Here is a 25,430-nt window from a genome sequence, read left to right as displayed (position 1 = left end):
CATTAACAGCAGCGTACGCCGCCTTTGCCGTCGCCGCCGTAGCGGGCCTGCTGGCGTTCGCGGAAGAATTCTTCATAAGTCATGTACGGCTGATCCGGATGGTTGGTTTGCATATGGGCGACGTAGTTGTCGTAATCCGGAATGCCAATCAGCATTTTCGCCGCCTGACCGAGATATTTTTTAGCCTGACCTAAGTTACCAAACATTGTAAGTTCCAGATAACGAATAAAGCCGGATGGCGACTCGCGCCTTATCCGGCCTACGTTAATGCGCTTGTTTGTAGGCCGGATAAACGTAGCGCTATCCGGCATCAGAGTTAATGATGTGACGAGGTCTTCACACCGCCTTCCGGTACCGGCACGTACGGGGTCTCTTTGTCGGTGCGCACCTTATTGTTGCGCACGTTGAGCCAGGTTTTGATGCCGTAGAAGATGATGCTGTACACCACCACCAGGAACAGGATACTCAGCCCGGCGTTGGTGTAGTTGTTGACCACGATATGATTCATGTTGGCAATCTGCTGCGCGGTCAGCTCGCCGCCGGCGGCGATCTTCTCTTTATACTGCTGAGCCATAAAGAAGAAGCCTTCCATCTGCGGGTTGGTGCTGAACAGCTTCAGGCCCAGCGCCCAGGTGGTGCACAGCAGCAGCCACGCTGCCGGGATAACGGTGACCCAGATATATTTGGTGCGCTGCATTTTGACCAGCACCACGGTGCCAAGCACCAGCGCCACGGCGGCCAGCATCTGGTTAGAAATACCGAACAGCGGCCACAGGCTCTTCACGCCGCCCAGCGGGTCGACCACGCCCTGATACAGCAGGTAGCCCCACAGCCCGACGCAGCCCGCGGTACCGATAATCCCGGCGACCAGCGAGTCGGTTTTTTTCAGGAACGGCACGAAGTTACCCAGCAGATCCTGCAGCATAAAGCGGCCTGCGCGGGTACCGGCATCCAGCGCGGTGAGGATAAACAGCGCTTCAAACAGGATACCAAAGTGGTACCAGAAGCCCATATCCGCCATCGGGATGATTTTATGGAACACGTGGGCGATACCGACGGCCAGCGTCGGCGCGCCGCCGGCGCGGTTCAGTACCGAAGGTTCGCCGATATCTTTCGCCGTCTGCAGGATCTGCTCAGGTGAAATCACGAAGCCCCAGGAGCTGACGGTCGCCGCCGCGTGGACGGTCACTTCTTTCAGCTGCGCGGCGATCATCGCCGCGTTTTCACCGCCCATTTCGTGCAGGTTCGGCATGACGATGCCCAGGCCCGCCGGCGGGGTGTTCATCGCGAAGTAGAGACCCGGTTCGATAATCGATGCCGCGACCAGCGCCATGATGGCCACGAAAGATTCCATCAGCATCGCGCCATAGCCGATAAAGCGGGCATCGGTTTCGTTGGCCAGCAGCTTCGGCGTGGTGCCGGAGGCGATCAGCGCGTGGAAGCCGGAGACCGCGCCGCAGGCGATAGTGATAAACAGGAACGGGAACAGGGCACCTTTCCACAGCGGGCCGGTGCCATCAATGTACTGGGTCACTGCCGGCATTTTCAGGTCCGGGTTGAGGATAACGATCCCCAGCGCCAGGCCGACGATAACGCCGATTTTCAGGAAAGTAGCCAGATAGTCACGCGGCGCCAGAATCAGCCATACCGGCAGCAGGGCGGAGATAAACGCGTAGCCAATCAGGGTAAAGGTGATGGTGGTGTCTTTAAAGGTCAGCGCCGGGCCCCAGTAGGGGTCGTGAGCAATAATGCCGCCGAACCAGATGGAGGCCACCAGCAGCACGATACCGATAACCGACACTTCACCCACGCGGCCCGGGCGCAGGAAGCGCATGTAGATCCCCATGAACAGCGCGATAGGCACCGTCGAGCAGACGGTAAAGACGCCCCACGGGCTCTCCGCCAGCGCTTTCACTACGATCAGCGCCAGTACCGCGAGGATGATGATCATAATCAGGAAGCAGCCAAACAGGGCGATAGAGCCCGGAACCGGCCCCATCTCCTGCTTGATCATCTCGCCCAGCGAGGCGCCGTTACGCCGCGAGGAGATAAACAGCACCATAAAGTCCTGTACTGCCCCCGCCAGCACCACGCCGGCCAGCAGCCAGAGGGTGCCAGGCAGATAGCCCATCTGCGCGGCAAGCACCGGGCCCACCAGCGGGCCGGCGCCGGCAATCGCGGCGAAGTGGTGGCCAAACAGCACGTAGCGGTTGGTCGGCACATAGTTCAGGCCATCGTTATTAATGACCGCCGGCGTCGAGCGCGTCGGGTCAAGCTTCATCACCTTCTGCGCGATATACAGGCTGTAATACCGGTAGGCGACGAGGTACACGGAAACCGACGCCACGACGATCCACAGGGCACTGACGTGCTCACCGCGGCGCAGGGCGACGACTGAGAGGCAAAATGCCCCGATGATTCCGAGAATCACCCAGGGTATGTGCTTGAGTAGTTTTTTGGTATCCATAGTAAAACCTGGCGTTAATTAGATGAATAATTGGCCGAAGCCGTCTGGTTTTAAGTAAGGGTTAATGGAGGTATTGATTAGCTAGGCTGGCTTCGATCTTGCCAGAACTACGCGCGCGTAAAGTTGGGTAAATCGGTGAGTGGTTGTATAGGGGGTTAAGCGGTTACTGGAGGGGGTAAGCGGTTGGCTACGAAGTGAACAGGGCTGGATTATGTGATTGTGATCACAGGAGATTGTGGCCTGCGACTCTGTTGGTTAACGCTCCTCCCCAACCGGGGAGGAGCAGGCGAGGCCATTACACCGCGACTTCCATGTCCATCATCACCGGGTGGAAACGGCGTTTAAAGTAAATCAGGCCGTGGCCTTGCGGGCTCAGGGTAATATTGCGGATCTCCACCAGATATACCAGGTGGGTACCGATGGTTTGCACCTGGCTAATCTCGCCTTCGAGACTGGCCAGCGAGCCCTTCAGCACCGGCTGCCCGAGCGCGCCGTGCTGCCAGCCGCTGAGGGCAAACCGCTCTTCCATCGTCACCCCGGTCATCCCGGCGAAATGACGGGCCATGATTTCCTGTTCGTGGTTCAGCACGTTGATGCACAACTTGCCGTTGCCCTGAAACACCGGGTTCATCGCGCTGTTGGCGTTGATACACACCATCACCGATGGCGGCGTATCCGTCACCGAGCACACCGCCGTGGCGGTAATCCCGCAGCGGCCGGCTTCGCCTGCGGTAGTGACCACATTCACCGCCGCCGACAGGCTGGCCATGGCATCGCGAAAACGCAGGCGTTGTTCATCTAATTGCATTATGACCTCCCGCTGCGAATTACTTCAGCAGCTTATCCAACATGTTGATATCAGCGTTATTGTGCAGATGCGGCACCGTCCAGCCGTTCTGGTCGTACTCGGAAAGGCAGCGGTCGACCATCGCCATCATCTTGTCCATATTGCCGGAGCTCTGCGCCTGGCGCAGACACTGCAGGCGAATCTCATCCTGGCTACCGGAGTAGTTGATTTCATACAGCTCGTGGCGGCCGCCGAATTCGCTGCCGATGGCGTCCCACATCAGTTTGAGGATCTTGATACGTTCAACGTGATCCATACCGTTGGAGCCGCGCACGTACTTCGCCAGATACTGGTCGATCTGCGGGTTGTTCAGATCGCGGGCGCTGGACGGCAGATAAATCAGGCCGCTGGTGACGTTGCGCTCGATGATGTTTTTGATCTTGGCGTAGGCCATCGGGGCCATCACGCGATAGGTCTGCAGCGCGGCGTGATCCGGCAGCCATGCGCCGTTGACCCACGGCGTCGCTTCCGAGCACATGGAATCGCTTAACGCCCAGAACATGTTGCGCCACGCCACAACTTCGCCAAGGTCGGCCTGCACACCGCGGAATTCGAGGGTACCGGTACATTCCAGAGAACGCTTCAGCAGGGCGGTGATAAAGTCCAGTTTCACCGCCAGGCGCACGCAGGCCTGCAGCGGATACATGCGGGCGAAACCGCCCTCCATGGTCCAGCGACGGCAGCGGTCAAAGTCGCGGTAAATCAGCACGTTCTCCCAGGGGATCAGCACTTTATCCATGACCAAAATCGCGTCGTTCTCGTCGAAACGGCTGGAGAGCGGATAGTCGTACGGGGACCCGGTCGCGCCGGCGACCATCTCATAGGAGGCGCGGGAGATAAGCTTCACCCCTTCGGCATCCATCGGCGCGACGAACATCAGGGCGAAGTCCGGGTTCTCGCCCATCACCTGTGCGGAGCCGAAGCCGATCATGTTGTAGTGGGTCAGCGCCGAGTTGGTGGCGACTACTTTCGCGCCGCTGACGATGATCCCGGCATCGGTCTCTTTTTCCAGCTTGATGTAAACATCCTTCACTTCATCAGCCGGCTTGTGGCGGTCAATCGGCGGGTTGACGATCGCATGGTTAAAGTACAGGCCGGTTTCCTGAATGCGGGTGTACCAGTTGCGGGCGTTCTGCTCGAACTGGCCGTAAAACGCCGGGTTGGCGCCCAGCGCGCAGCCGAAGGCGGCTTTATAGTCCGGGGTGCGGCCCATCCAGCCGTAGCTTAAGCGCGACCATTCGGCGATGGCGTCGCGCTGCTGGCGCAGATCGTCGGCGCTTTTCGCCACGCGGAAGAATTTATGGGTGTAGCCGCCGCTGCCGGTATCGGTGCCCCAGCACAGGGAATCCTGCATCTCCGGTTTGTGCAGCGCATCGTACAGTTGCGCGACAGAAGCCGCGGCATTACGGAAAGCCGGGTGGGTGGTGACATCCTTCACGCGCTCGCCGTAGATATAAATTTCGCGGCCATCCTGCAGGCTTTTTAAATATTCTTCGCCAGTTAACGGGCGTTTCGCGTCGGCGCGGAAATCTTCAGGTTTCATAGGGGCCTCTTCAGTATTTATCGGAAAATAATGTTAAATATATGTTTTGTTTTTGTTGTTTAATTGAAGCGGTTATTGCGCTTGTCGTGAAGGGACGTTTGCGACAACGACGGGTACTTTTCAGGCGGGAGTGAATTTTGTGATCTCTGCAGCTTTTGCCGGCTGGCGCGGCGCTGACCCGACCTGTGGGCCATCGTCCGGCAGGCGCAGCGCCAGCGGGGACTTACGATACCGGTACTTTTTGCGCCCGGTAGCTGCTGGGCGAGCAGCCGACCTGGCGGCTAAAAAAGCGCGCAAAATAAGCGGGATCTTTAAACCCCAGCTGCCAGGCTATCTCATTAACCGCGCTATCGGAAAACAACAGCAGCCGCTTCGCCTCGCGTAGCTGGCGGTCGAATATCAGCCGCTTCGGCGAACGGTTGGCAAAGCGGCGACAGATATCGGTCAGCCGCGATTCGGTCAGGTGCAGCTCCCTGGCGTAATCCGGTACCGTCCAGTGCTGATGGTAGTGGCTGTCGATCATCTGGTTAAAGCGCTGGAATAGCTTCAGCTCGCCGCGCATGCCGCTGGCAGCGTGATCGTCGAGCTTTGCGTTACGCAATAGCAGGGTAAAGACCGCCTGCGCCAGCAGCGCCAGGGTATGCTCGCGCCCCGGCAACTGGGCGGTAGATTCCCGGCGAATCAGCTGCCAGTAGTGCGCCAGCGCCGCCAGCTCGTCGGGTTTATCCGCCAGCGACAGGCAGATCCCCGGCAGGCCGAAGGTCTCCCGCGTGCCGGGATAAAGCACCTCCAGCAGCGGCCAGATGAGTTCTTCGTGCACCGTCAACACGTGACCATCGCTATCGGACTCGGTAATAAAGGCGTGCGGCACCGAAGGCGGCGTTATCACAAACAGCGGCGCCTGCACCGAGTAGCGATGGTCATCAAGCTGCAGCTCAATCTGCCCGGTATCAAGAAAGTGCATCTGAAAATAGCGGTCGTGGCGATGCGCCTGCATGTCGCGGCCAAAAAAGGCCGCCATACGGGCAAACGACTGATAGTGCACCTCTTCGGTACCCAGGCTCTCGTCGTAATCTTTATTGATGTCGATGTTGGCGATGGAATGCTGACACATACCCGCTCCTTAGTGGCCTTTTTGCGCCGCTAAGCCCGGCGCGGCGGCGGCGTCCTCACGCTGGCTCATTGGAATGCGGGTGAGCACCAACGCGCCGACGATCAGCAGTCCGGCGACAAACCACAGCCCGGAGCTAAAGCTGCCGGTGGTATCACGCAAAATGCCGATCAACAGCGGGCTGACGGCAGAGCCGACGTTGCCGATGGCGTTGATCACCGCCAGCGCCACCGCGCGCGACTGCAGGCTGATCACCCGATCCGGGGTGGTCCAGAAAATGGCCATCGCGGTAAAGGATCCCACCGAAGCCATAATAATGCCGATCAGCTGGATCAGGCTGTGGTGCGTTGCCGAAGCCAGCAGCCAACCCGCCGCGGCGAACAGGTAGGGCAGGATGGTATGCATCTTGCGCTCTTTGCGCCGGTCGGAGCGGCGACTCCACCAGATCATGCCGAAAATGGTGCAGAACTGCGGGATCGCCGCCAGCAGGCCAATCATGATGTTGCTACTGCCGGTGTTGAAGCTCTGCAGGATCTGCGGCGTCCAGATATTAATGGCGCTGAGGGTATTGGTCAGGCAGAAGTAGGCCAGGGTATACATCAGCACCGCTGGCGTCAGGACTTCGCGCAGCGTGGAACGCGGCGAAGCCGGGACGATCGCCGCATGTTCCCGTTCGCGATCGATCATCGCCTTCAGCGCCTGTTTCTCTTCGTTATCCAGCCAGTTGGCTTTATCCGGCGTGTCGTTGAGGAAGAACCAGGTGACGACGCCAAGCACCACCGATGGCAGGCCTTCCAGCAGAAACAGCCACTGCCAGCCCTTCAGGTTCCACAGGCCGTCGAGCGCCAGAATATAGCCGGAAAGTATCGAGCCGAGCATCATCGTCACCGGCATGGCGATCATAAACAGGGCGTTGGCGCGGGCGCGATGGTAGGCCGGGAACCACCAGGTCAGATAGACGAGGATCCCTGGTAGGAAACCAGCCTCGGCGATGCCGACCAGCATGCGCAGGATGTACAGCGTATGCGGGCTGGTGGCGAACATGGTACAGGTCGAGGCGATCCCCCAGACCACCATGATCCCGGCGATCCAACGGCGCGCGCCAACTTTCGCCAGCATGATATTGCTGGGGATCCCGCACAGCACGTAGGTGACGTAGAACAGCGTCGCCGCCAGGCCGAACATGGTGGAGGTCAGACCGAGGTCTTTGCCCATCGTCAGGCCGGCGAAGCCGATATTAATGCGGTCCAAAAATGAGAAAACAAAGAGAACGAACAGGAAGGTGATCAGGCGGCGGAACAGCTTTTTGATCACCCGGTTTTCTACTTCAACGGATTTATTATCATTGTGTTGCAGGGTAGAGGTAGTCATGTTGCGCTCCACATTATCCGTTCAATAGACGGATTTATTGTTATCGGTTGTGGTCGTTGCGGTGTGGGTAAACCGGGCCGCCAGCGCTTCTGCGCCGCGGGCCAGCAGGGTGGTATCGACGCCGACGGCGACGAACAGCGCGCCCAGTTCGAGATAGCGCTTCGCCAGCTGTTCATTGGCCATCAGGATCCCCGGCGCTTTACCGGCCTGACGGATTTGCTGGATGGCATCTTCAATGGCGGCCTGTACTTCCGGGTGCTGCGGATTGCCGCCGTGACCCATATCGGCGCTGAGGTCCGCCGGGCCGATAAACACCCCGTCCACCCCGTCGACATCGAGGATCTGCGGCAGATTTTTCAGCGCTTCGCGGGTCTCAATCTGTACCAGGACGCACATGGCGTCGTTGGCCTGGTGGAGATAATCCGGCACGCGGTTCCAGCGCGAGGCGCGGGCCAGCGCGCTGCCGACGCCGCGCATGCCGGCGGGCGGGTAGCGGGTGGCTCTGACCGCCAGCCGCGCTTCGTCGGCGTTCTGAACCATCGGCACCAGCAGGGTTTGCGCGCCGATATCCAATAGCTGTTTGATCTGCACCGGGTCGTTCCACGATGGGCGGACCACCGGCTGGCTAGGGTAGGGCGCGATGGCCTGAAGCTGGGTCAGCACCGTTTGTACATTGTTGGGCGCATGTTCGCCGTCGATCAGCAGCCAGTCGAAGCCGGCGCCGGCCAGCAGTTCGGCGCTGTAGCTACTGCACAGCCCAAGCCACAGGCCGATTTGCGGACGCCCGGCCTTGAGCGCCGCTTTAAAAGCGTTGTTCATGTTGCTCTCCTCAGACAAAGCGGCAGCTGATGGCGCCCATATTGCCGTAGTCGACATGGAAGGTATCGCCCTTGCGTGCCGGTACCGGACGGGTAAAGGAGCCGCCGAGAATAATCTGCCCGGCTTCGAGCTGAACATCGTACGGCGCCAGCTTGTTGGCCAGCCAGGCCACGCCGTTGGCCGGGTGATTGAGCACCCCGGCGGCGACGCCGGTCTCCTCAATCACGCCGTTGCGGTACAGCAGGGCGGAGATCCAGCGCAGATCCAGCTCGTCGGGTTTAATCGGGCGGCCGCCGAGGATCACCCCGGCGTTGGCGGCGTTATCGGAAATGGTGTCGAACACTTTGCGCGGGCGCTGGGTTTCCGGATCGATGTTGTGGCAGCGGGCGTCGATAAGCTCCAGCGCCGGAATAACGAAGTCGGTGGCGTTGTAGACATCAAACAGCGTGCAGTTCGGGCCGCGCAGCGGTTTGGCCAGCACGAAGGCCAGCTCGACTTCGATACGCGGCACGATAAAGCGGTCGGTGGGGATATCGCTGCCGTCGTGGAAGAACATATCGTCAAGCAGCGCGCCGTAGTCCGGCTCGCTGATCTGCGAGCTGGCCTGCATGGCTTTTGAGGTCAGGCCGATCTTGTGGCCTTTGAGTACGCGGCCTTCGGCGATCTTCATCTCGACCCACTCGCGCTGGACGGCGTATGCGTCCTCAATGGTGATTGACGGATAATCCAGCGAGATCGCGCGGATCTGTTCACGCTGTTTTTCGGCCTGATTCAGCCGCTGGGCAATCAGGGTTCGGGTCTGTTTATCGAGCATAGTGATTCCTGTGGCATTGTATTGCCGGATGGCGCTTCGCTTATCCGGCCTACAAATTCATGGCCGTTGTAGGCCCGGTAAGCGCAGCGCCACCGGGCAATTTGCACATTATTTAAATAACGCGTGCACGTTGTTCTGTTTGTAGTTCAGCGTCGGGTCGAGCTCTTCCATGGCGAACGACAGCGCCAGGTAGCGACTCTCCATCAGCGCCGCGAAATGGGATTTGATCAGCGCGAACAGCATATCTCCCACGTCCTGACGGCTCTCCAGGCTGCGCCCGGAGCCGATCTTCAGCGTCATATGGACAAAGGCGTAATCCTGCTTGCCGTCGGCCATCTGCCAGGTATCGAGCCAGTGGGCACGGCTGCGGATCCCGCCGATCGGAAAGATGCCGGTGGCGGCCAGCGCCTCGTTGACTTTGGCGAACAGCCCGGGCAGATCGGCCTGCTCGCGGATGTTGTCGGTACATTCGGCGATAAAATGCGGCATGGGGCCCCCTTACGCCTGCGCCGGCAGCGGGAACACGGCGTTAACCTGGCCGGTACCGGAGCTGGCGAACAGCTCGGTGATAAACTCCACCTTGCCGTCATATTTATCCCAGCCCAGCAGGCCGAGCAGCATCACCGTGTCGTGCATGTTGCCTTCGCCGTAGCAGTAGTCGGCGTACTCCGGCAGCATGGTGCAGAACTCTTTAAATTTGCCCTCGCGCCACAGCTTCACCACCCGCTCATCCATCTGATGATCGAACTCGCGGGTGTAGCTGTTCATCCCCTCTTCGGCGCGTTGATCGTCGATAAAGCGGTGCGACAGCGAGCCGCTGGCCAGCACCGCCACGGTGCCGTCATATTTTTCAATGGCTTTGAGGATCGCTTCGCCCAGCCTGCGGCTGTCGGCAAAGTCGTGAACGGTACAGAAGGCGGAAATAGACACCACTTTGAAATGCTTATCGCTGTTCATGTAGCGCATCGGCACCAGGGTGCCGTACTCCAGCTTCAGGCTCGGAATATTGTGCGCTTTGGCGCGTACCCCGAGCTTCACCGCCTCGTCGGCGATGAGCTGGCCCAGCTCCGGGTTGCCGTCGTAGTCGTAGGTCATGTCGCGAATAAAATGCGGCAGTTCGTTACTGGTGTAGACGCCCTGGAAATGGTCGGCGCAGTTGATGTGGTAGGCGCTGTTGACCAGCCAGTGGGTGTCGAACACGATGATGGTATCGACGCCCATTTCGCGGCAGCGCTTGCCAATTTCTTTATGTCCGTCGATCGCGCCCTGGCGGCAGCCGTGGTTTTTCCCCGGCAGCTCAGACAGATACATCGACGGCACGTGAGTGATTTTTGCTGCTAACGCTAACTTACCCATATCAGACTCCCCATTTCGGGATCGGATGGTCGCCCATCGAGATGCAGACGTTTTTCATTTCGGCGAACACTTCAAAGCTGTACTCGCCGCCTTCGCGGCCGGTGCCGGAGGCCTTCACGCCGCCGAACGGCTGACGCAGGTCGCGCACGTTCTGGGTGTTGACGAACACCATCCCGGCTTCAATACCGCGCGCCAGACGCAGCACTTTGCTGACGTCCTGGGTCCAGATATACGACGCCAGGCCGTATTCCACATCGTTAGCCAGGCGCAGCCCTTCCGCTTCGTCTTTGAACGGCAGCAGGCAGGCGACCGGGCCAAAAATCTCTTCCTGCGCGACGCGCATGCGGTTGTCGACATCCGCCAGCACCGTCGGGCGCAGGAAGTTGCCGGCTTTCAGATGCGCCGGCAGGTCGGACGGCTTATCCGCGCCGCCGGCCAGCAGGGTGGCCCCCTCTTCGATGCCGAGGCGAATGTAACCGGACACTTTCTCCCAGTGCTGTTGGCTAATCAGCGCGCCGACCTGGGTATTCGGATCGGTCGGATCGCCCACGCGCAGGCGGTTGGCGCGCTCGGCGAAGCGCTTGACGAACTCGGGGTAGATGCTCTGCTGAATAAAGATGCGCGAGCCGGCGGTGCAGCGTTCGCCGTTGATCGAGAAGATGGTGAACAGCGCGGCGTCTAACGCGCGCTCGATATCGGCGTCTTCAAAAATCAGCACCGGCGATTTGCCGCCCAGCTCCATGGAGTACTTTTTCAGGCCAGCGTTTTTCATGATGTTGCGCCCGGTGGCAGTGCCGCCGGTGAAGGAGACGGCGCGCACATCATGATGGCGCACCAGCGCGTCGCCGGCGGTGGCGCCGTAGCCCTGCACCACGTTCAGCACGCCGGCCGGGATCCCGGCCTCCAGCGCCAGCTCGCCCAGACGATCGGCGGTCAGCGGAGACAGCTCGGACATTTTCAGCACTGCGGTATTGCCTAAGGCCAGGCACGGCGCCACCTTCCAGGTGGCGGTCATAAACGGCACGTTCCATGGCGACACCAGCGCGCAGACGCCAACCGGCTGCACCAGGGTGTAGTTCAGCATCTTGTCGTCGACGGGGTAGGTTTTGCCGTTCATCTGCTGGCACACTTCGGCGAAAAATTCGAAGTTATGTGAGGCGCGCGGGATCAGCACGTTTTTGGTCTGGTGGATCGGCAGGCCGGTATCGGCAGTTTCCATCGCCGCGATCTCCGGGACGTTCTGATCGATCAGATCCCCCAGGCGGCGCATCAGGCGGGCGCGCTCTTTCATCGCCAGGTTAGCCCACTTCGGGAAGGCCTCTTTCGCCGCCGCTACCGCCTGGTTGATTTCGGCTTCGCCGCCGGAGGCGACTTCAGCCAGTACCTCGCCGGTGGCCGGGTTGGTGGTATGAAAATAGTCTGCGCCGGCAACGTTTTTACCGTTGATCCAATGGTTAATCTTTTTCATGACAGTGTCTCCTCATACGCTTGCTGGCTGATGATATGGTTGACCAGGCGGCCCACGCCCTCGACTTCAACGATCACCTCGTCGCCCGGCACCACATCGGATAGCCCTTTCGGCGTGCCGGTGGCGATCATGTCGCCCGGTTGCAGGGTCATAAATTCGCTTAAATAAGCGATGAGGAACGGGATGCTGAAGATCAGATCGGCGGTGGTGCCCTGCTGGCGCAGTTCGCCGTTGACCCAGGTGCGCAGGGCCAGATTATGCGGATCCGGGATCGCCTCTTTGCCGACGATCCACGGGCCAATCGGCGTCAGGGTATCGCGGCTTTTCACCCGCAGGTTCGGGCGGTAGTAGTTTTCCAGGTAGTCGCGGATCGCGTAGTCGTTGCACACGGTATAGCCAGCGACATAGTCCATGGCCTCGGCTTCGCTGACGCGGCGCGCGGTTTTCCCGATCACCACCACCAGTTCGGCTTCGTAGTGCATGTATTCGACGTTATCCGGGCGTACCGACTGCTGCTGGTGGCCAGTAAAGGTGTTCGGCGCTTTGATGAACACCAAAGGCTCGGTTGGCGGCTTAAATTCCAGCTCGCTGGCGTGGTCGGCGTAGTTCAGCCCCAGCGCGAACAGCGTGCCGTCGGCGGGCGGCAACCAGCGGAATTCGCCTTCTTTCAATACCGTGCCATCGTTCAGGCGCACCTGGTCGCGTTCATCGACCAGCACGTCGCGTACCTGTCCCTGCCATTCAATGCGTGCCTGTTTCATGCCAGCTCTCCTTCTGCGACAACCGGGTTTTCCAGCGTCGGGAAACCGTCGGCGAGGATACGTACCCGGTCGCCGGGGCGCAGCGTGACGCGGGAGTGGGGCGTACCGATGAGGATCGCGTCGCCGGGATTGAGGGTGGCGAACTCGCTCAAGGCGCTCAGCAGCTGCGCGGCGTTACGCTGCAGATCGCCGGTATGCCAGCTGTCCGCTTCGCGGCCGTTGATTTCGGTGATGATGGTCAGGTTATCGACGTTGCGCACCGGCGACAGCGCGCCGAGGGGGCAGAAGCCATCGCGGCACTTGGCCTTGATCGCCGGGCGATAAAAACTCTCTTCCGGCAGGCTGACGTCGTTAGCCAGCGCGTAGCCGGCGATATAGTTTGCCGCCTCTTCTTCCGCCACCTTGCGCGCGGTTTTGCCGACAATCAGCGCCACGGTGGCGCCGCTTAGCACGATTTCACCCGGCGGATAGGGGATCGCCTCGCCATCGCCAATCACGGTATTGCGCGGCTTGATAAACCAGACCGCGGTTTTCGGCGGCGTCTTGTAGGGGGCCTGTTGAAACGCCTCGCGCCAGGCGTCGAGCTGGCTGCGATGATTGAGCGCAACGGCGAAGATGGTACCTTTCATTCACCACTCCTCTGGGACTGATTTCGGTTCAAAGGGATTTTGTTAATATATTAATGATCATCTTTTATGCTTTGCGCTGAGGTTTAGCAACTGGAAGTGAATGTTTTGTGATCTGATTAACACAATATTTACACATCAGTAACTTATTTATTATTAATCAACGAGTTGAATATTTTTCAGGGAAAGACTGGTACTTTTCAGGTGCAGAAACCGGTTGTACATGGCAGGATTAACGCTAATTATTAATTTGTTAATAAGTTTTAGATGAGGCCGTTGAGGGGAAACTATGCATGATTCATTAACCATTGCCTTGTTGCAGGCGCGTGAAGCGGCGATGGCCTACTTTCGACCGATCGTTAAACGACACAATCTCACCGAACAGCAGTGGCGGATCGTGCGGATCCTCGCCGAACGTCCGTCGATGGATTTTCACGATCTGGCTTTTCGCGCCTGTATCCTGCGCCCCAGTCTGACCGGTATTTTGACGCGTATGGAGCGGGATGGGCTGGTGCTGCGCCTGAAGCCGGTTAACGATCAGCGCAAGCTATACGTCTCGCTGACGCCTGCCGGAACCGCGCTGTACGAAAGCGCCCAGGCGGAGGTGGAAGAAACCTATCGTCTGCTGGAGGCTCAGTTCACCACGGAAAAGCTGCAGCAACTGACCTCGCTGCTGGAGGAGTTTATTGCGCTTGGCGTCCCTGCCGGGCGCGGTGATGAAGAAGAGTAGCGGTTACGGCTCGGCGCTCAGCCTGGCGAGGGCAATAAGCGTTTCCGCGCGGGCGGGGGACAGCGGCTCTCTCGGCTGCGGCAGCGGCCAGCCATACAGCCAGCGGGCGCTGGCGGCGCAGGTGCGCCCTTGACAGGCGCCCATTCCGCAGCGCTGGGTCAGTTTGGCCTGCAGCCAGTCGTCGGCGGCAGCCACGTCGCCGCAGCGCACATCTTCGCAACGGCACAGCAGGCTCTCCGGCGTCGCCGCGTTTTTCAACGACTCTGCCAGCTGGAAGGTGCGGTTGATAGCCGCGGCGAAGCGCTGCCAGCGGGCGCGACGGGCAAATCGCGCCTGGGCCTGCTGGCTGGCACCGGCGGCGGCATACCCGGCGATTTCGCCCTCCACCAGCGCCAGCTCGCTCCCGCCGAAACCGGTGCACTCCCCGGCGGCGTAGACATCCGCGATGCTGGTCTCCTGCCAGCGGTTAACCTGGATCGCCTCCTGCGCCGTGGCGCAACCGAACAGCAGCCCCATCTCGATATTGGGCACCAGCCCGTAGCCGATGGCCAGCCGATCGCAGGCGATAGTCCGCTCGACGCCGCGCTGGCGCAATGTCACGGCCTCCAGCCGCGTTGTGCCGTGGGCGCGGATCGCCTGGGCGCCGCTAAGATAGCCTTTCGGGGCCAGCGTCGCTAACTGGCGCAGCTTCTGCGGCCAGCGCCACAGCCCGCTGGCGAAGCGCAGCAGCGCCGGGAGCGCCGCTTGCTCAATGATATTCGTTACCTGGCCTCCGGCCTTATTCACCGTATCCGCCACCGCCAGCAGCAGCGGGCCGCTGCCGGCAATCACCACCTTTTCTCCTTTCAGCGACAGGCCCTGCTTGATCTGCGCCTGCAGGCCGCCCGCGCCGGTCACGCCGGGTAAGGTCCAGCCGGGAAAGGGCAGCGACAGCTCGCGCGCACCGCAGCAGAGGATCAGTTTCTGCCAGTCAACCACGCCCCCGCCGTCGGCGGTTTCAAACAGCACGCTGCGCGCGGAGGGGCGGGCAATCAGCCGCGCGCCGTTCACCATCCGGATGGCGGCAGACGCGGCGATGGCGTCGCGGTAGCGCCGGGCCAGGGCGGGCAGCGTCGTCTGCGGGCCGGCGCGCCAGATTTGCCCGCCGGGTGCGGGGTTATCGTCGAGAATAATGACCTGCTTATTGCAGGCGGCGGCAGAGAGCGCGGCCGCCATGCCGGCTGGGCCGGCGCCGAGGATTAAAATGTCACAGCGCAGCGTGTGCATAGCGGCTCCTTTCTATTTGCATGCCGGCCCGGCACAGGGTCTGGCAGGCCAGCACCCGCCGGCCGTCGACGGTGATCCGGCACTCCTGGCAGATCCCCATGCCGCAAAACGGCGCGCGGGGGTCGCCGTTAACCGCCTGGCGGGTGGTGGGATCGCCGGTCAACGCCAGCGCCGCCGCCACGCTGATCCCTTCCGGCACCGTCAGCGCTTCGCCATCGACGGTGATAGTGAGCGTGTTATTCATGCGATCGCCTCCTGATGATACAGACGGGTCGGGAGCCAGGCCTCAGGCGCCAGCGGGCAGCGTTCGCCGAGGATCTGCGCCGCCAGCAGTTCAGCCGTCGCCGGGGCGGTGGTGACGCCCAGCCCTTCATGGCCCAGCGCCAGCCATACACCGCGGCGCGTGGGGTGCGGGCCAATCAGCGGATTGCCATCCTGTGAGGCGGCGCGCAGGCCGCTCCAGCAGCGGATGATATTCAGCGTCGCCAGCGCCGGCACAAAATGGCGGGCGCGATCGAGCATCTGCCCCAGCAAGGGGAGATCCAGCTGGCGCTCGCGGTTATCAAACTGGCGCGACGAGCCAATCAGCAGCTGGCCGGTGGGCCGCGGCTGCAGGTTAAAGGCCACCGAGGTGCCGCCGCCGTGGGCGCTGGCGCCGTAACCCAGTTCAACCAGCTGGTGATGTACCCGCGGCCCGTAGCGATCGGTTATCGCCAGTTGGCCTTTTTTCGGCCGCAGCCAGTTTTCTGCTAACAGCGCGTTGGCTTCAAGTCCGCAGGCCACCACGATGGCCCGCGCCTGTAGCCGTTTGCCGCTGGCGAGCTGTACCTGTGGTTCGGTAATCGCCTGCGCGCTGTCGCGCAGGCAGGTGAGATGGTCTCCGGCATCGGCCACCAGCCAGCGGGCGACGTTCGGCGCGTAGACGATACCATCGCCGGGCACCCATAGCCCGCCGGCCAGCCCGCTGCGCAGCAGCGGTTCGCGCCCGGCGATCTGCTGCGGGGTCTGCAGCTCGCTGTGGACCTGATAGCCTGCCAGCCGCCGCTGTTTTTCGCCCGCGACGGCCATCTCTTCTTCGCTATCCGCCAGCCACAGCGTGCCGCAGCCGCGCCAGGCGCAAGCGTCGGGCATCCGCGGCGTGATGGCGCGCCAGCGCGCCAGCGACCACGCCGACAGCGCCAGTTCGGCGGGGTCGTCATCCATGCACACCAGATGGCCCATACCGGCCGCTGTCGCGCCGGGCTGACCGTCGTCGATAAGCGTCACGCTCTGCCCCCGCTTCGCCAGCTGCCACGCACAGGCGGCGCCGATGATCCCGGCGCCGATCACGATGACATCGCACGACTTCACGGGGCGATCCCCCAGCAAAAGGGATCGTCCGGGTTGAGGATCAACTGATTATCGCCGCACACCCAGGCTTCGCCGCGGATCGTGGGGATGATGCCCGCGGCGGCGCGCTGGTAGCTGGCGGTAAACTGGCTGCCGATGATGCTGGCCTGGCGCCAGATCGCTCCCGGCTGCAGTTTGCCATCCTGCGCCAGGCAGGCCAGCTTGGCGCTGGTGCCGGTGCCGCACGGCGAACGATCCCAGGCCTTTCCCGGACAGAGTACGAAGCTGCGGCTGTCGGCGGCATCGTCATCGGCGAACAGCTCGATATGATCGATAACGCCGCCGTCGTCGCCGCGGATCCCCGCGGCCTCCAGCCCCTCGCGTACCGCCCAGGCGTAGTCGGTGAGCTGTGGGATGTGCGCCGGGGTAATGGCGAACGGGTGATCGTTGATCAGGAAAAACCAGTTGCCGCCCCAGGCAATATCGCCGACGACGGGGCCGAGCGCGGTCTCCACGCGGACCTGCTTTTTCCAGCGGCGGGCCGGGACGTTTTGCACCGATACGCTGCCATCGTCGTGTAACGTGGCGCTTACGTCGCCGACCGGGGTTTCAATCAGATGTACGCCTGGCTGGATACGGCCAAGCCACGCCAGCGAGGCGATAAGCCCGATGGTGCCGTGGCCGCACATATTCAGAAAACCGGCGTTGTTGAAGAAAATGACGCCAGCGGTGGCCGCCGCCGAGACCGGCTGGCACAGCAGCGCGCCGACCAGCACATCGTTGCCGCGCGGTTCGAGAATCACCGCCTGACGCCAGCGATCGAAGTCACGGGCGAAACGGTCGCGGCGCTGCGCCATGCTGCCGCCGCCGAGGTCGGGGAAGCCGTCAACGATCAGGCGGGTGGGTTCGCCGCCGGTGTGTGAATCAATGGCTCTCAGCGCAATAGGGGGGCGTGGCGCGGTCATTCTGCTCTCCGAAAGTTAACAACATGTTTCATCATGCTGGCGCAACCCGGGGCGGGCGGCTTGAGCACTTTCGGCAGAGATAATGACGAAATCGGCATAATCGTGCCGGGGTGATGTGCATACGTTGCATAGTTATTTCTTATTAATCATTTGGTTAATGGCGTGGTAAACCGAAAGTGGCGATTGCGCCAGTGGATAAACCAGGGGAAGGCGTAAAGCGGATCCAGGATCGCAAAACCGGCGGTTACCGCTTGAGGTGTTAACAGGAAGTGAATAAATATCCTTCGGTCACTTACCATGAGGAAGCCCTATGATCGGTGTTTCTGAAGCGGCGCCGCCGCGCGCTGTTAATCAACCGGAGCTGGCGGTCGATGAGCTGAGCCAGATCTGCGAAGGGCTGGCGCGCCAGCGGCCGGAGAATATGCCGGCGCTGCTCAATGCCCTGGCGCTGATCGCCCCCCTGCTCAATGCCATCCCCAACGTGGTCTTTTTTATCAAAGACCGCGAGGCGCGTTATCTGCTGGCGAACCTGACGCTGGCCCGCCGCTGCGGTTTCAAAACCGTCTCCTCGCTGCTGGGGAAAACCTCCGCCGACGTCTTTCCTTCCACGCTGGGGCAGGGGTACACCGAACAGGATCTTCGGGTATTACGGGAGGGCGTGACCCTGCGCGACCAGCTGGAAATGCATCTCTACAATGGCCGGGAACGAGGCTGGTGCCTGACGCAGAAGCTGGCGCTGCGCGATGTCCGCGGTCAGGTGATCGGCATGGCCGGGATCTCTCACGATCTGCAGGAGGCCCACGCCCGCCATCCGGCGTGGCAGCGGCTGGCGATCGTCGACGATCATATCCGGCGCCACTATCACCGGCCGATCGCCATGGAAGAGTTGACCGCCCTAAGCGGGATGTCGATTGCGCAGATCGAGCGCTACTGCAAGCGGATCTTTCATCTCACCCCGCGGCAGATGATCCACAAAGTGCGTCTGGAAAAAGCCACCGAACTGCTGGCCGGCGATACGCCGATTACCGATATCGCCTTGCAGTGCGGCTATACCGATCACAGCGCCTTCAGCCGCCAGTTCAAAGCGATGACCGGCTCGACGCCGCGCGATTTTCGCCTGACGCTGCAGGGATAACGGCTGACTCACACTTTTGTCGACTGTGCTAATTTCGTCATCGGATTAAGGGAAAACCGACAAGCCGCCGGTTCCGCGACGCGTCAATCTGTCAGTGAATATTCACCAATCATTCACCTCGACTTAACAAAATGACGACAAGGAACCGAGCATGAGCAATAAAGCGATTCACTGGAGCGGCGTATTCCCGGCGGTTAGCACGCAGTTTCGTAGCGATTACTCCCTCGATTTAGACGCCACCCACGCGGTGATGAAAAACCTGGTCAAAGATGGCGTTTCCGGGCTGGTGGTGTGCGGCAGCGTCGGGGAGAACACCTCCCTGAGCACTGATGAAAAATTGCAGATTATCGAAGTGGCGAAAGATGCCGCCGGCGGCAAAATTCCGGTGATCGCCGGGGTGGCCGAGTTCACCACCGCCTTTGCCCAGAAGATGGCGAAAGAGGCGGAGCGCGTCGGCGTCGACGGGATCATGGTGATGCCGGCGCTGGTCTACTCCTCAAAACCGCATGAAACCGCCGCCCACTTCCGCAGCGTGGCCACCGCCACCGACCTGCCGATCATGGTCTACAACAACCCGCCGATATACAAAAACGACGTGACGCCGGACATTCTCGCCGCCCTGACCGATTGCGACAACATCGTCTGCTTTAAAGACTCCTCCGGCGATACCCGCCGCTTTATCGACCTGCGTAACACCGTTGGCGATCGCTTCGTGCTGTTTGCCGGGCTGGATGACGTGGTGGTGGAAAGTATCGCCGTCGGCGCGGAAGGGTGGATCTCCGGAATGTCCAACGCCTTCCCGCGCGAAGGGGAAACGTTATTCCGTCTCGCCCGCCAACAGCGTTACGAAGAGGCGATGGCGCTGTACCGCTGGTTCATGCCGCTGCTGCATCTCGATGCGCGTCCGGATCTGGTGCAGTGCATCAAGCTGTGCGAAGAGCTACTCGGACGCGGCAGCGCCGTGACCCGTCCGCCGCGTCTGGCGCTGGAAGGGGAAACGCGCCAGCAGGTGGTGGCGATCGTGGAACAGGCGCTGGCGACTCGTCCAGCCCTGCCGGACGTCGGCCTCTGAACCCAGGAGTCAGTATGAATGCATCTCAGACCATGGCGGGACGGCAGTTTATTGCCGGCCGCCGCGTTGCCAGCGGCGAGGCGACGCTATTGAGCCTGCGGGCGGTGGATGGGGAAGCCACCGGCCATCGCTTTTATCCGGCTTCACGCGAGGAAGCCGCCCAGGCCGCGGAGGCGGCACAGCAGGCGTTTGCCGTTTATTCACAAACCACGCCGCAGCAGCGGGCGCGCTTTCTCTGCGCCATTGCCGATGAGCTGGACGCGCTGGGGGAAGCGTTTTTTGCACTCGCCGAACAGGAGACCGCGCTGCCGCTGGCGCGGCTGCAGGGCGAGCGGGCGCGCACCAGCGGCCAGCTGCGGATGTTTGCTGGCGTGATCCTGCGCGGGGATACCTTCGCCGCCCGTATTGATACCGCCTTAGCCGACCGTCAACCGCTGCCGCGCCCGGACCTGCGCCAGTATCAGCAGGCGTTAGGGCCGGTGGCGGTGTTTGGCGCCAGCAACTTTCCGCTGGCCTTTTCCACCGCTGGCGGCGATACCGCCTCGGCGCTGGCGGCTGGCTGCCCGGTGGTGGTGAAGGCCCATCCGGGCCATATGGCCACCGCCGAGCTGACCGCTGAAGCGATCGTCCGGGCGGTCGCGCGATGCGGGTTACCCGGCGGCGTCTTCAATATGATTTTCGGGACTGATATCGGCGCCGAATTAGTCCGCCATCCGGCGATTCAGGCCGTTGGCTTTACCGGCTCACTGGCCGGCGGTAAGGCGCTGTATCAAATGGCGCAGCAGCGTTCGCAGCCAATCCCGCTGTTTGCTGAAATGTCGGCGATTAACCCGCTGATTATTCTACCGCAGGCGCTGCAGACGCGGGCCGAGGCGCTGGCGAACGAGCTGGTGGCGTCATTCACCCTCGGCGGCGGCCAGTTCTGTACCCGTCCGGGGCTGATTCTGGCGCTGCGCGGCGCCGGGCTGGAACGCTTTAAGTCGGCGCTGTGCGCGGCGGTAGCGGGCTCTGCGCCGCAGGTGTTGCTCAATGCGCCGACCCTCCAGCACTACCGCCAGGGCGTGGCGGCCCTGGCGGCGCACCCGCGTATCGAGAGGCTGGCGAGCGGCCTCGCCGCCGGCGCCGGGCAGGCGCAGACCCAGCTGTGGCAGGCTCAGGTCGAGGATCTGCTGGCGCAGGATACGCTGCTGCAGACCGAAGTTTTCGGCCCGCTATCGTTGCTGGTGGAAGTGGACGACGCGGTCCAGCTACAGGCGGTGGTGAAAGCGCTGCAGGGACAGCTCACCGCGACGCTGCACGCGGAAGCGGACGACGGCCCGCTGGCGGCCAACCTGCTACCGCTGCTGTGCGAGAAGGCCGGACGGGTGCTGTTTAACGGTTATCCCACCGGCGTGGAAGTGTGCGATGCGATGGTCCACGGCGGCCCGTGGCCGGCGACGACCGATGCGCGCGGGACGTCGGTCGGCAGCCGGGCGATTGAGCGTTTTCTGCGCCCGGTCTGCCTGCAGAATGCGCCGGCCGCCCTGTTACCGCCGGCGCTGCAGGATGCGAACCCTTTGAACCTGCTGCGCCTGGTCAACGGCCAGTGGACCCGGGAAGCGATTTCCTCCTCTCATTGACGCAAGGGCATCACCATGACCATTCACACTACGCATAACAGTCAAACCCGCGTTGCTGAGTCGGGTAAGTTTAAAAAACAGCTGACCCTGACCGACCTCACCTTTATCGGCCTGGGCGCGATTTTCGGCTCGGGATGGTTATTCGCCGCCAGCCACGTCGCATCCATTGCCGGTCCGGCCGGGATCGCGTCGTGGGTGATCGGCGGCTTTGCGGTACTGCTGCTGGGGATTGTCTACTGTGAGCTGGGGGCGGCGCTGCCGCGCGCCGGCGGCATTATCCGCTACCCGGTCTTTTCCCACGGCGAGCTGATGGGCTATCTGCTGGGGTTCATCACCCTGATCGCCTTCTCCAGCCTGATCTCGATAGAAATCGTCGCCGCCCGGCAATACGCCGCGGCCTGGTTTCCGGCGCTGACCCAGCCGGGCTCCAGCTCGCCGACTCTGCTGGGGTGGGTAGTGCAGTTCCTGCTGCTTTGTTTCTTCTTTGCGCTGAATTACTACAGCGTCAAGACCTTCGCCCGCTCGAACAACTTCATCAGCGTGCTCAAGTTTCTGGTGCCGCTGCTGGTGGTGGTGACGCTGTTCGCCTTCTTTAAACCGGAGAACCTGCACGCGCAGGGCATTGCGCCGTTCGGTATGTCCGGGGTGGAAGCGGCGATCAGCGCCGGAGGAATTATCTTCGCCTATCTGGGACTGACGCCGATTATCTCGGTGGCCAGCGAAGTGCAAAAGCCGCAGCGGACTATCCCTATTGCGTTGATTTTATCAGTGGTGCTGTCAACGATTATCTACGTGCTGCTGCAGCTGGCGTTCCTTGGCAGTATCCCCACCGAGATGCTAAGCGGCGGTTGGGCCGAGGTGAGCAAACAGTTCTCGCTGCCGTATCGCGATATCGCCATTACCCTCGGCATGGGCTGGCTGGCCTTTATGGTCATTAGCGATGCGATCATCTCCCCGAGCGGCACCGGCAATATCTACATGAACGCGACGCCGCGGGTGATCTACGGCTGGGCGAAGGCGGGCACCTTCTTTAAAGCCTTTACCCATATCGATAAAGCGTCCGGTATTCCGCGCCCGGCGCTGTGGCTGACCTTCGGGCTGTCGATTTTCTGGACGCTGCCATTCCCCTCATGGGAACAGTTAATTAGCGTGGTGTCGGCTGCCCTGGTGCTGAGCTACGCCATCGCCCCGGTGACCGCCGCCGGGCTGCGCCGCAACGCCCCGGATCTGCCGAGGCCGTTCCGCGTGCGCGCCTTCGCCATCATCGGCCCGGTGTCGTTTATGGTCTCGGCGCTGATCGTCTACTGGTCCGGCTGGAATACGCTCTCGTGGCTGCTGGGGCTGCAGATCGTGATGTTTGTGGTGTACGTGATGTGCAAAGGCAAGGTGCCGGAACATACCGTGAGTCTGGCGCAGCAGGTGAAGTCTTCGCTGTGGCTGATCGCTTTTTATGCGTTGATTATCCTCTTTTCCTGGCTGGGCAGCTTCGGCGGGCTTAATGTTATTGGTCACCCCTGGGATACGGTGCTGGTGGCGGCAATGTCGCTGGGGATTTATTACTGGGGCGCGCGCAGCTGTCTGCCGCAGGCTAATTTTAGCGGAGACGAAGAAGAGTAAAGGAGAACAGTATGGAGTCGGTAACTCTATCGTTACCAGAAGCTTATGACCTGGCGCTGGCGGTGCTCAGCGCCAATGGATTCAGCGCCGACCACGCGGCGGCCATCGCCCGTAACGTGGCTGCCGGGGAGCGCGACGGCTGCGCTTCCCACGGCCTGTGGCGGCTGTTGGGCATTGTCGATACCTTACGTAAAGGTAAGGTATCGCCTGATGCCGAGCCGCAGATCCACGACCAGGCGCCGGCGATTGTGCGGGCGGATGCAGGGGGCGCCTTTTCGCTGCTGGCCTACGAGCGCGCGCTGCCGCAGCTGCTGGAGAAAGCGCGGCACAGCGGCATTGCGGCGCTGGCGATTAACCGCTGCGTCCATTTTTCCGCGCTGTTTGCCGATATTGAGCCGTTGACCGAGGCAGGGCTGGTGGGGCTAGCCTGTACGCCAAGCCACGCCTGGGTCGCCCCGGCGGGCGGCACCCGTCCGCTGTTCGGCACCAACCCTATCGCCTTTGGCTGGCCGCGGCGGGACAAGCCGCCGTTTATTGTTGATATGGCGACCAGCGCCGCGGCGCGCGGCGAGATCCAGTTGCATCAGCGCGCCGGCAAAGCGCTACCGGAAGGGTGGGGAATCGACAGCCAGGGGCAGCCGACCACCGATGCCACAGAGGTGCTGAACGGCGCGATGTTAACCTTCGGCGGCCATAAGGGCTCGGCGCTGGCGGCAATGGTTGAGCTGCTGGCCGGGCCGCTTATCGGCGATATGACCAGCGCCGAATCGCTGGCGTGGGATAACGGCGCGGGCGGTTTACCCTACGGCGGAGAGCTGATTCTGGCGCTGGATCCGCAGCGCTTTCTCGGCGCGCAGGCACAAGAGCAGCTCGCGCGCGCCGAAACCCTGTTCAGCGGGATGCAGGAGCAAGGGGCACGGTTACCGGGCGAGCGGCGGTTCGCCTGTCGCCAGCAGAGTGAGCAGCAGGGAGTGGCTATCAGCCGCGCCTTATATGATGAGATTTGCGCCTTGCGCCAGGGCGGGTAAGGCGCGGAGCGCCGCCACCCGGTACATCCCCCGGCTTGCGCTACGCTTAGCCGGGCTACCGAACGTCGCGGGTTGTGTAGCCCCCGGTGCATTCCCCGACTTGCGCTACGCTTAGCCGGGCTACCGAACGTCGCGGGTTGTGTAGCCCCCGGTGCATTCCCCGACTTGCGCTACGCTTAGCCGGGCTGCCGAACGTCGCGAGCTATGTAGCCCGGGTAAGGCGCGAAGCGCCGCCGCCCGGGATGCCTGTCAAAACAGCGTGTCGAGCTCGTCCAGCACGTTGTAGTCGTCATCGACCAGCAGCAACGTCTTCCACTTATCAAAGGTCAGACACGGGTGCGAGGTGCCGAACAGCAGAATATCGCCAACCTGCACATCGCTGCCCGGCGCCAGGCGCAGCATGCAGTGCTGATCCATGATGCCGATACTGACGATCGACTCCGCGCGCAGCGCTAACTCCTGGCCGTTACGATAATGGGCGATCGGCTGCGGCAGCCCGGCGTCGAAGGCGCAGTCGCGCTTGCCGAAATTCACCACTGCGCGATCCGCCTCAGGCACCGATTGCACCATCGCCATCAGCTCCAGCGCTGAAGTGAGATCGCCGGCGAGATCGCAGGCAATCGGATCGCGGGCGATCAGCGCTTGCTGAGCGAGATCGTAGATCCCACGATCGTGGGTGATATAACAGCCAGGGCGAATAACGATACGGCAGCGGCGCGGTTTTGCCGCCGCCAGCCAGATATTGCATACCACGTCATACCAGACGGTGCCCGCGCCGGTGAGAATAAATTCGCCGTCAACCAGCGGCTCCATGCGGCAGGCAAGCGCCGCGGCCTGTTGTAATAGCGCTTCCACCTGCGGTTGCGGATCGTCGCCGTGCAGCACCCCTTCATACAATTCCAGACCGCGTAGCCGTAGCCCCGGCAGGTCGCTGACCCGCTGTGCCAATGCCAGCGCGTCCTCCACGCTACGACAGCCGCAGCGCCCGCCCGGCACGCCAAGTTCAATCAGCACATCCAGCGTTTGTCCCTGGTCTGCGAAGAACGTGGAGAGGGCGCGGACGTTGACCTCGCTATCGACGCAGCAGATAAAATCCACCGTCCGATAGTGGGCTTTTAGCTGCGCGACCACCTGCATATTGGCTTTGCCGACCAGCTGATTGACCATCAGGACGCGTTGGATGCCGCAGGCCATCGCCGCGCTGGCCTGCCAGGCGCTGCCCACGCCGATCCCCCAGGCTCCCGCTCGCTGCTGCGCCTGAAATATCCATGGCGTCATTGTCGTTTTACCATGCGGCGCCAGCGATACGCCGCGAGCATCGGCGTAGCGCTGCATCCATGAAATATTTTTTTCCAGCGCCGACTTTTTTAGCAGCGCGGCAGGCAGACAGCCCTCTTCCGCCAGGAGATTAGCCGGCGCGGACATGAGGGCGGATTTGTGCGGAATGAGCGGTGCTGAATGGTATTTCATAACACTATCCTTTCGG

At 61.7% G+C, this 25,430-nt stretch carries 24 protein-coding genes and 1 pseudogene; 6 read left to right on the top strand and 19 right to left on the bottom strand.

Features of this window, described 5'->3' with window-relative positions:
* Positions 1 to 2: 2 nt before the first annotated feature.
* The 14 genes and pseudogenes from ACLH1I_RS15995 to ACLH1I_RS15930 all read right to left on the bottom strand — a co-directional run bounded on the left by ACLH1I_RS15995 (position 3) and on the right by ACLH1I_RS15930 (position 13,408).
* The gene (locus ACLH1I_RS15995; protein ID WP_004204171.1) at positions 3 to 206 is read right to left on the bottom strand and encodes a YbdD/YjiX family protein; all 204 of its coding nucleotides are present in this window, start codon (positions 204 to 206) and stop codon (positions 3 to 5) included.
* Positions 207 to 316: 110 nt separating this feature from the next.
* Positions 317 to 2,467, bottom strand: a complete 2,151-nt coding sequence (locus ACLH1I_RS15990; protein ID WP_004204173.1) for a carbon starvation CstA family protein — start codon at positions 2,465 to 2,467, stop codon at positions 317 to 319.
* A 295-nt stretch (positions 2,468 to 2,762) separates the two neighbouring features.
* Positions 2,763 to 3,275: a 4-hydroxyphenylacetate 3-monooxygenase reductase subunit gene (locus ACLH1I_RS15985; protein WP_017899127.1), complete on the bottom strand. Its 513-nt coding sequence runs from the start codon at positions 3,273 to 3,275 to the stop codon at positions 2,763 to 2,765.
* 19 nt (positions 3,276 to 3,294) lie between these two features.
* Positions 3,295 to 4,857, bottom strand: a complete 1,563-nt coding sequence (gene hpaB, locus ACLH1I_RS15980) for a 4-hydroxyphenylacetate 3-monooxygenase, oxygenase component (RefSeq protein WP_002887473.1) — start codon at positions 4,855 to 4,857, stop codon at positions 3,295 to 3,297.
* Positions 4,858 to 5,080: 223 nt separating this feature from the next.
* A complete protein-coding gene (hpaA, locus tag ACLH1I_RS15975; RefSeq protein WP_004204176.1) occupies positions 5,081 to 5,971 on the bottom strand; it encodes a 4-hydroxyphenylacetate catabolism regulatory protein HpaA in 891 nt (296 codons plus the stop codon).
* Between the two features lie 9 nt (positions 5,972 to 5,980).
* A complete protein-coding gene (gene hpaX / locus ACLH1I_RS15970; RefSeq protein ID WP_004204177.1) occupies positions 5,981 to 7,339 on the bottom strand; it encodes a 4-hydroxyphenylacetate permease in 1,359 nt (452 codons plus the stop codon).
* A gap of 21 nt (positions 7,340 to 7,360) precedes the next feature.
* Positions 7,361 to 8,158 carry a 4-hydroxy-2-oxoheptanedioate aldolase gene (gene hpaI, locus ACLH1I_RS15965; protein ID WP_017899125.1) on the bottom strand — a complete coding sequence of 266 codons (798 nt, stop codon included), beginning with the start codon at positions 8,156 to 8,158 and terminating at the stop codon, positions 7,361 to 7,363.
* 10 nt (positions 8,159 to 8,168) lie between these two features.
* Positions 8,169 to 8,972, bottom strand: coding sequence for a 2-oxo-hept-4-ene-1,7-dioate hydratase (gene hpaH, locus ACLH1I_RS15960; protein ID WP_004204180.1), 804 nt, complete (start codon positions 8,970 to 8,972; stop codon positions 8,169 to 8,171).
* Between the two features lie 108 nt (positions 8,973 to 9,080).
* Entirely contained in the window at positions 9,081 to 9,461 is a 381-nt protein-coding gene (locus ACLH1I_RS15955; RefSeq protein ID WP_017899124.1) for a 5-carboxymethyl-2-hydroxymuconate Delta-isomerase, read from the bottom strand.
* Between the two features lie 9 nt (positions 9,462 to 9,470).
* A complete protein-coding gene (hpaD, locus tag ACLH1I_RS15950; RefSeq protein ID WP_002887492.1) occupies positions 9,471 to 10,328 on the bottom strand; it encodes a 3,4-dihydroxyphenylacetate 2,3-dioxygenase in 858 nt (285 codons plus the stop codon).
* A 1-nt stretch (position 10,329) separates the two neighbouring features.
* Entirely contained in the window at positions 10,330 to 11,796 is a 1,467-nt protein-coding gene (gene hpaE / locus ACLH1I_RS15945; RefSeq protein WP_004204183.1) for a 5-carboxymethyl-2-hydroxymuconate semialdehyde dehydrogenase, read from the bottom strand.
* Positions 11,793 to 12,557 carry a fumarylacetoacetate hydrolase family protein gene (locus ACLH1I_RS15940; RefSeq protein ID WP_048322902.1) on the bottom strand — a complete coding sequence of 255 codons (765 nt, stop codon included), beginning with the start codon at positions 12,555 to 12,557 and terminating at the stop codon, positions 11,793 to 11,795. The genes hpaE and ACLH1I_RS15940 overlap by 4 nt, the downstream gene beginning before the upstream one ends.
* Positions 12,554 to 13,186: a fumarylacetoacetate hydrolase family protein gene (locus tag ACLH1I_RS15935; RefSeq protein WP_048322904.1), complete on the bottom strand. Its 633-nt coding sequence runs from the start codon at positions 13,184 to 13,186 to the stop codon at positions 12,554 to 12,556. The genes ACLH1I_RS15940 and ACLH1I_RS15935 overlap by 4 nt, the downstream gene beginning before the upstream one ends.
* Before the next feature lie 57 nt (positions 13,187 to 13,243).
* Positions 13,244 to 13,408 (bottom strand): annotated as a pseudogene (locus tag ACLH1I_RS15930) (hypothetical protein).
* A 64-nt stretch (positions 13,409 to 13,472) separates the two neighbouring features.
* Here ACLH1I_RS15930 and hpaR point away from each other — a divergent pair.
* Positions 13,473 to 13,913, top strand: coding sequence for a homoprotocatechuate degradation operon regulator HpaR (gene hpaR / locus ACLH1I_RS15925; protein ID WP_002887503.1), 441 nt, complete (start codon positions 13,473 to 13,475; stop codon positions 13,911 to 13,913).
* A gap of 3 nt (positions 13,914 to 13,916) precedes the next feature.
* Here the strand turns inward: hpaR and ACLH1I_RS15920 are convergent, their stop codons facing one another.
* From ACLH1I_RS15920 to ACLH1I_RS15905, 4 genes are read right to left on the bottom strand one after another with little or no spacing between them, the layout of a single operon-like run.
* The gene (locus tag ACLH1I_RS15920) at positions 13,917 to 15,179 is read right to left on the bottom strand and encodes an FAD-dependent oxidoreductase (RefSeq protein ID WP_072042548.1); all 1,263 of its coding nucleotides are present in this window, start codon (positions 15,177 to 15,179) and stop codon (positions 13,917 to 13,919) included.
* Positions 15,160 to 15,423 (bottom strand): (2Fe-2S)-binding protein, encoded by a 264-nt coding sequence (locus ACLH1I_RS15915; protein ID WP_017899119.1) that lies wholly within the window; start codon positions 15,421 to 15,423, stop codon positions 15,160 to 15,162. The genes ACLH1I_RS15920 and ACLH1I_RS15915 overlap by 20 nt, the downstream gene beginning before the upstream one ends.
* Complete coding sequence (locus ACLH1I_RS15910; RefSeq protein ID WP_064151049.1) at positions 15,420 to 16,529, bottom strand: NAD(P)/FAD-dependent oxidoreductase; 1,110 nt, start codon at positions 16,527 to 16,529, stop codon at positions 15,420 to 15,422. The genes ACLH1I_RS15915 and ACLH1I_RS15910 overlap by 4 nt, the downstream gene beginning before the upstream one ends.
* Positions 16,526 to 17,473, bottom strand: a complete 948-nt coding sequence (locus ACLH1I_RS15905) for a 4-hydroxyproline epimerase (RefSeq protein WP_065802804.1) — start codon at positions 17,471 to 17,473, stop codon at positions 16,526 to 16,528. The genes ACLH1I_RS15910 and ACLH1I_RS15905 overlap by 4 nt, the downstream gene beginning before the upstream one ends.
* Positions 17,474 to 17,783: 310 nt before the next feature.
* Here ACLH1I_RS15905 and ACLH1I_RS15900 point away from each other — a divergent pair, with 310 nt between their 5' ends.
* From ACLH1I_RS15900 to ACLH1I_RS15880, 5 genes are all read left to right on the top strand, one after another.
* Positions 17,784 to 18,608: an AraC family transcriptional regulator gene (locus ACLH1I_RS15900; RefSeq protein ID WP_017899117.1), complete on the top strand. Its 825-nt coding sequence runs from the start codon at positions 17,784 to 17,786 to the stop codon at positions 18,606 to 18,608.
* A gap of 151 nt (positions 18,609 to 18,759) precedes the next feature.
* Positions 18,760 to 19,680, top strand: a complete 921-nt coding sequence (locus tag ACLH1I_RS15895) for a dihydrodipicolinate synthase family protein (protein ID WP_064151050.1) — start codon at positions 18,760 to 18,762, stop codon at positions 19,678 to 19,680.
* Between the two features lie 14 nt (positions 19,681 to 19,694).
* Complete coding sequence (locus ACLH1I_RS15890; protein ID WP_065802802.1) at positions 19,695 to 21,299, top strand: aldehyde dehydrogenase (NADP(+)); 1,605 nt, start codon at positions 19,695 to 19,697, stop codon at positions 21,297 to 21,299.
* Positions 21,300 to 21,314: 15 nt separating this feature from the next.
* Positions 21,315 to 22,916 carry an APC family permease gene (locus ACLH1I_RS15885; RefSeq protein WP_065802801.1) on the top strand — a complete coding sequence of 534 codons (1,602 nt, stop codon included), beginning with the start codon at positions 21,315 to 21,317 and terminating at the stop codon, positions 22,914 to 22,916.
* Positions 22,917 to 22,927: 11 nt separating this feature from the next.
* Complete coding sequence (locus ACLH1I_RS15880; protein WP_065802800.1) at positions 22,928 to 23,944, top strand: Ldh family oxidoreductase; 1,017 nt, start codon at positions 22,928 to 22,930, stop codon at positions 23,942 to 23,944.
* A 249-nt stretch (positions 23,945 to 24,193) separates the two neighbouring features.
* On the opposite strand, the gene ACLH1I_RS15875 is transcribed toward ACLH1I_RS15880, so the two are convergent.
* On the bottom strand, positions 24,194 to 25,414 hold the full coding sequence (locus ACLH1I_RS15875) for an amino acid deaminase (RefSeq protein ID WP_065802799.1): 1,221 nt from the start codon (positions 25,412 to 25,414) through the stop codon (positions 24,194 to 24,196).
* Positions 25,415 to 25,430 lie beyond the last annotated feature (16 nt).

Origin of the sequence: Klebsiella sp. 1SOBk10mer, assembly GCF_046602535.1 — a bacterium.
Lineage (GTDB): Bacteria > Pseudomonadota > Gammaproteobacteria > Enterobacterales > Enterobacteriaceae > Klebsiella > Klebsiella quasipneumoniae.
Note: the sequence above shows the minus strand (reverse complement) of the source record. Positions and strands in the feature narration are given on the sequence as shown.

Bases quoted from the DNA above. Each gene is read 5' to 3' on its own strand.
- ACLH1I_RS15995 (WP_004204171.1), bottom strand. From the start codon at position 206: ATGTTTGGTAACTTAGGTCAGGCTAAAAAATATCTCGGTCAGGCGGCG.
- ACLH1I_RS15990 (WP_004204173.1), bottom strand. From the start codon at position 2,467: ATGGATACCAAAAAACTACTCAAGCACATACCCTGGGTGATTCTCGGA.
- ACLH1I_RS15985 (WP_017899127.1), bottom strand. From the start codon at position 3,275: ATGCAATTAGATGAACAACGCCTGCGTTTTCGCGATGCCATGGCCAGC.
- hpaB (WP_002887473.1), bottom strand. From the start codon at position 4,857: ATGAAACCTGAAGATTTCCGCGCCGACGCGAAACGCCCGTTAACTGGC.
- hpaA (WP_004204176.1), bottom strand. From the start codon at position 5,971: ATGTGTCAGCATTCCATCGCCAACATCGACATCAATAAAGATTACGAC.
- hpaX (WP_004204177.1), bottom strand. From the start codon at position 7,339: ATGACTACCTCTACCCTGCAACACAATGATAATAAATCCGTTGAAGTA.
- hpaI (WP_017899125.1), bottom strand. From the start codon at position 8,158: ATGAACAACGCTTTTAAAGCGGCGCTCAAGGCCGGGCGTCCGCAAATC.
- hpaH (WP_004204180.1), bottom strand. From the start codon at position 8,972: ATGCTCGATAAACAGACCCGAACCCTGATTGCCCAGCGGCTGAATCAG.
- ACLH1I_RS15955 (WP_017899124.1), bottom strand. From the start codon at position 9,461: ATGCCGCATTTTATCGCCGAATGTACCGACAACATCCGCGAGCAGGCC.
- hpaD (WP_002887492.1), bottom strand. From the start codon at position 10,328: ATGGGTAAGTTAGCGTTAGCAGCAAAAATCACTCACGTGCCGTCGATG.
- hpaE (WP_004204183.1), bottom strand. From the start codon at position 11,796: ATGAAAAAGATTAACCATTGGATCAACGGTAAAAACGTTGCCGGCGCA.
- ACLH1I_RS15940 (WP_048322902.1), bottom strand. From the start codon at position 12,557: ATGAAACAGGCACGCATTGAATGGCAGGGACAGGTACGCGACGTGCTG.
- ACLH1I_RS15935 (WP_048322904.1), bottom strand. From the start codon at position 13,186: ATGAAAGGTACCATCTTCGCCGTTGCGCTCAATCATCGCAGCCAGCTC.
- hpaR (WP_002887503.1), top strand. From the start codon at position 13,473: ATGCATGATTCATTAACCATTGCCTTGTTGCAGGCGCGTGAAGCGGCG.
- ACLH1I_RS15920 (WP_072042548.1), bottom strand. From the start codon at position 15,179: ATGCACACGCTGCGCTGTGACATTTTAATCCTCGGCGCCGGCCCAGCC.
- ACLH1I_RS15915 (WP_017899119.1), bottom strand. From the start codon at position 15,423: ATGAATAACACGCTCACTATCACCGTCGATGGCGAAGCGCTGACGGTG.
- ACLH1I_RS15905 (WP_065802804.1), bottom strand. From the start codon at position 17,473: ATGACCGCGCCACGCCCCCCTATTGCGCTGAGAGCCATTGATTCACAC.
- ACLH1I_RS15900 (WP_017899117.1), top strand. From the start codon at position 17,784: ATGATCGGTGTTTCTGAAGCGGCGCCGCCGCGCGCTGTTAATCAACCG.
- ACLH1I_RS15895 (WP_064151050.1), top strand. From the start codon at position 18,760: ATGAGCAATAAAGCGATTCACTGGAGCGGCGTATTCCCGGCGGTTAGC.
- ACLH1I_RS15890 (WP_065802802.1), top strand. From the start codon at position 19,695: ATGAATGCATCTCAGACCATGGCGGGACGGCAGTTTATTGCCGGCCGC.
- ACLH1I_RS15885 (WP_065802801.1), top strand. From the start codon at position 21,315: ATGACCATTCACACTACGCATAACAGTCAAACCCGCGTTGCTGAGTCG.
- ACLH1I_RS15880 (WP_065802800.1), top strand. From the start codon at position 22,928: ATGGAGTCGGTAACTCTATCGTTACCAGAAGCTTATGACCTGGCGCTG.
- ACLH1I_RS15875 (WP_065802799.1), bottom strand. From the start codon at position 25,414: ATGAAATACCATTCAGCACCGCTCATTCCGCACAAATCCGCCCTCATG.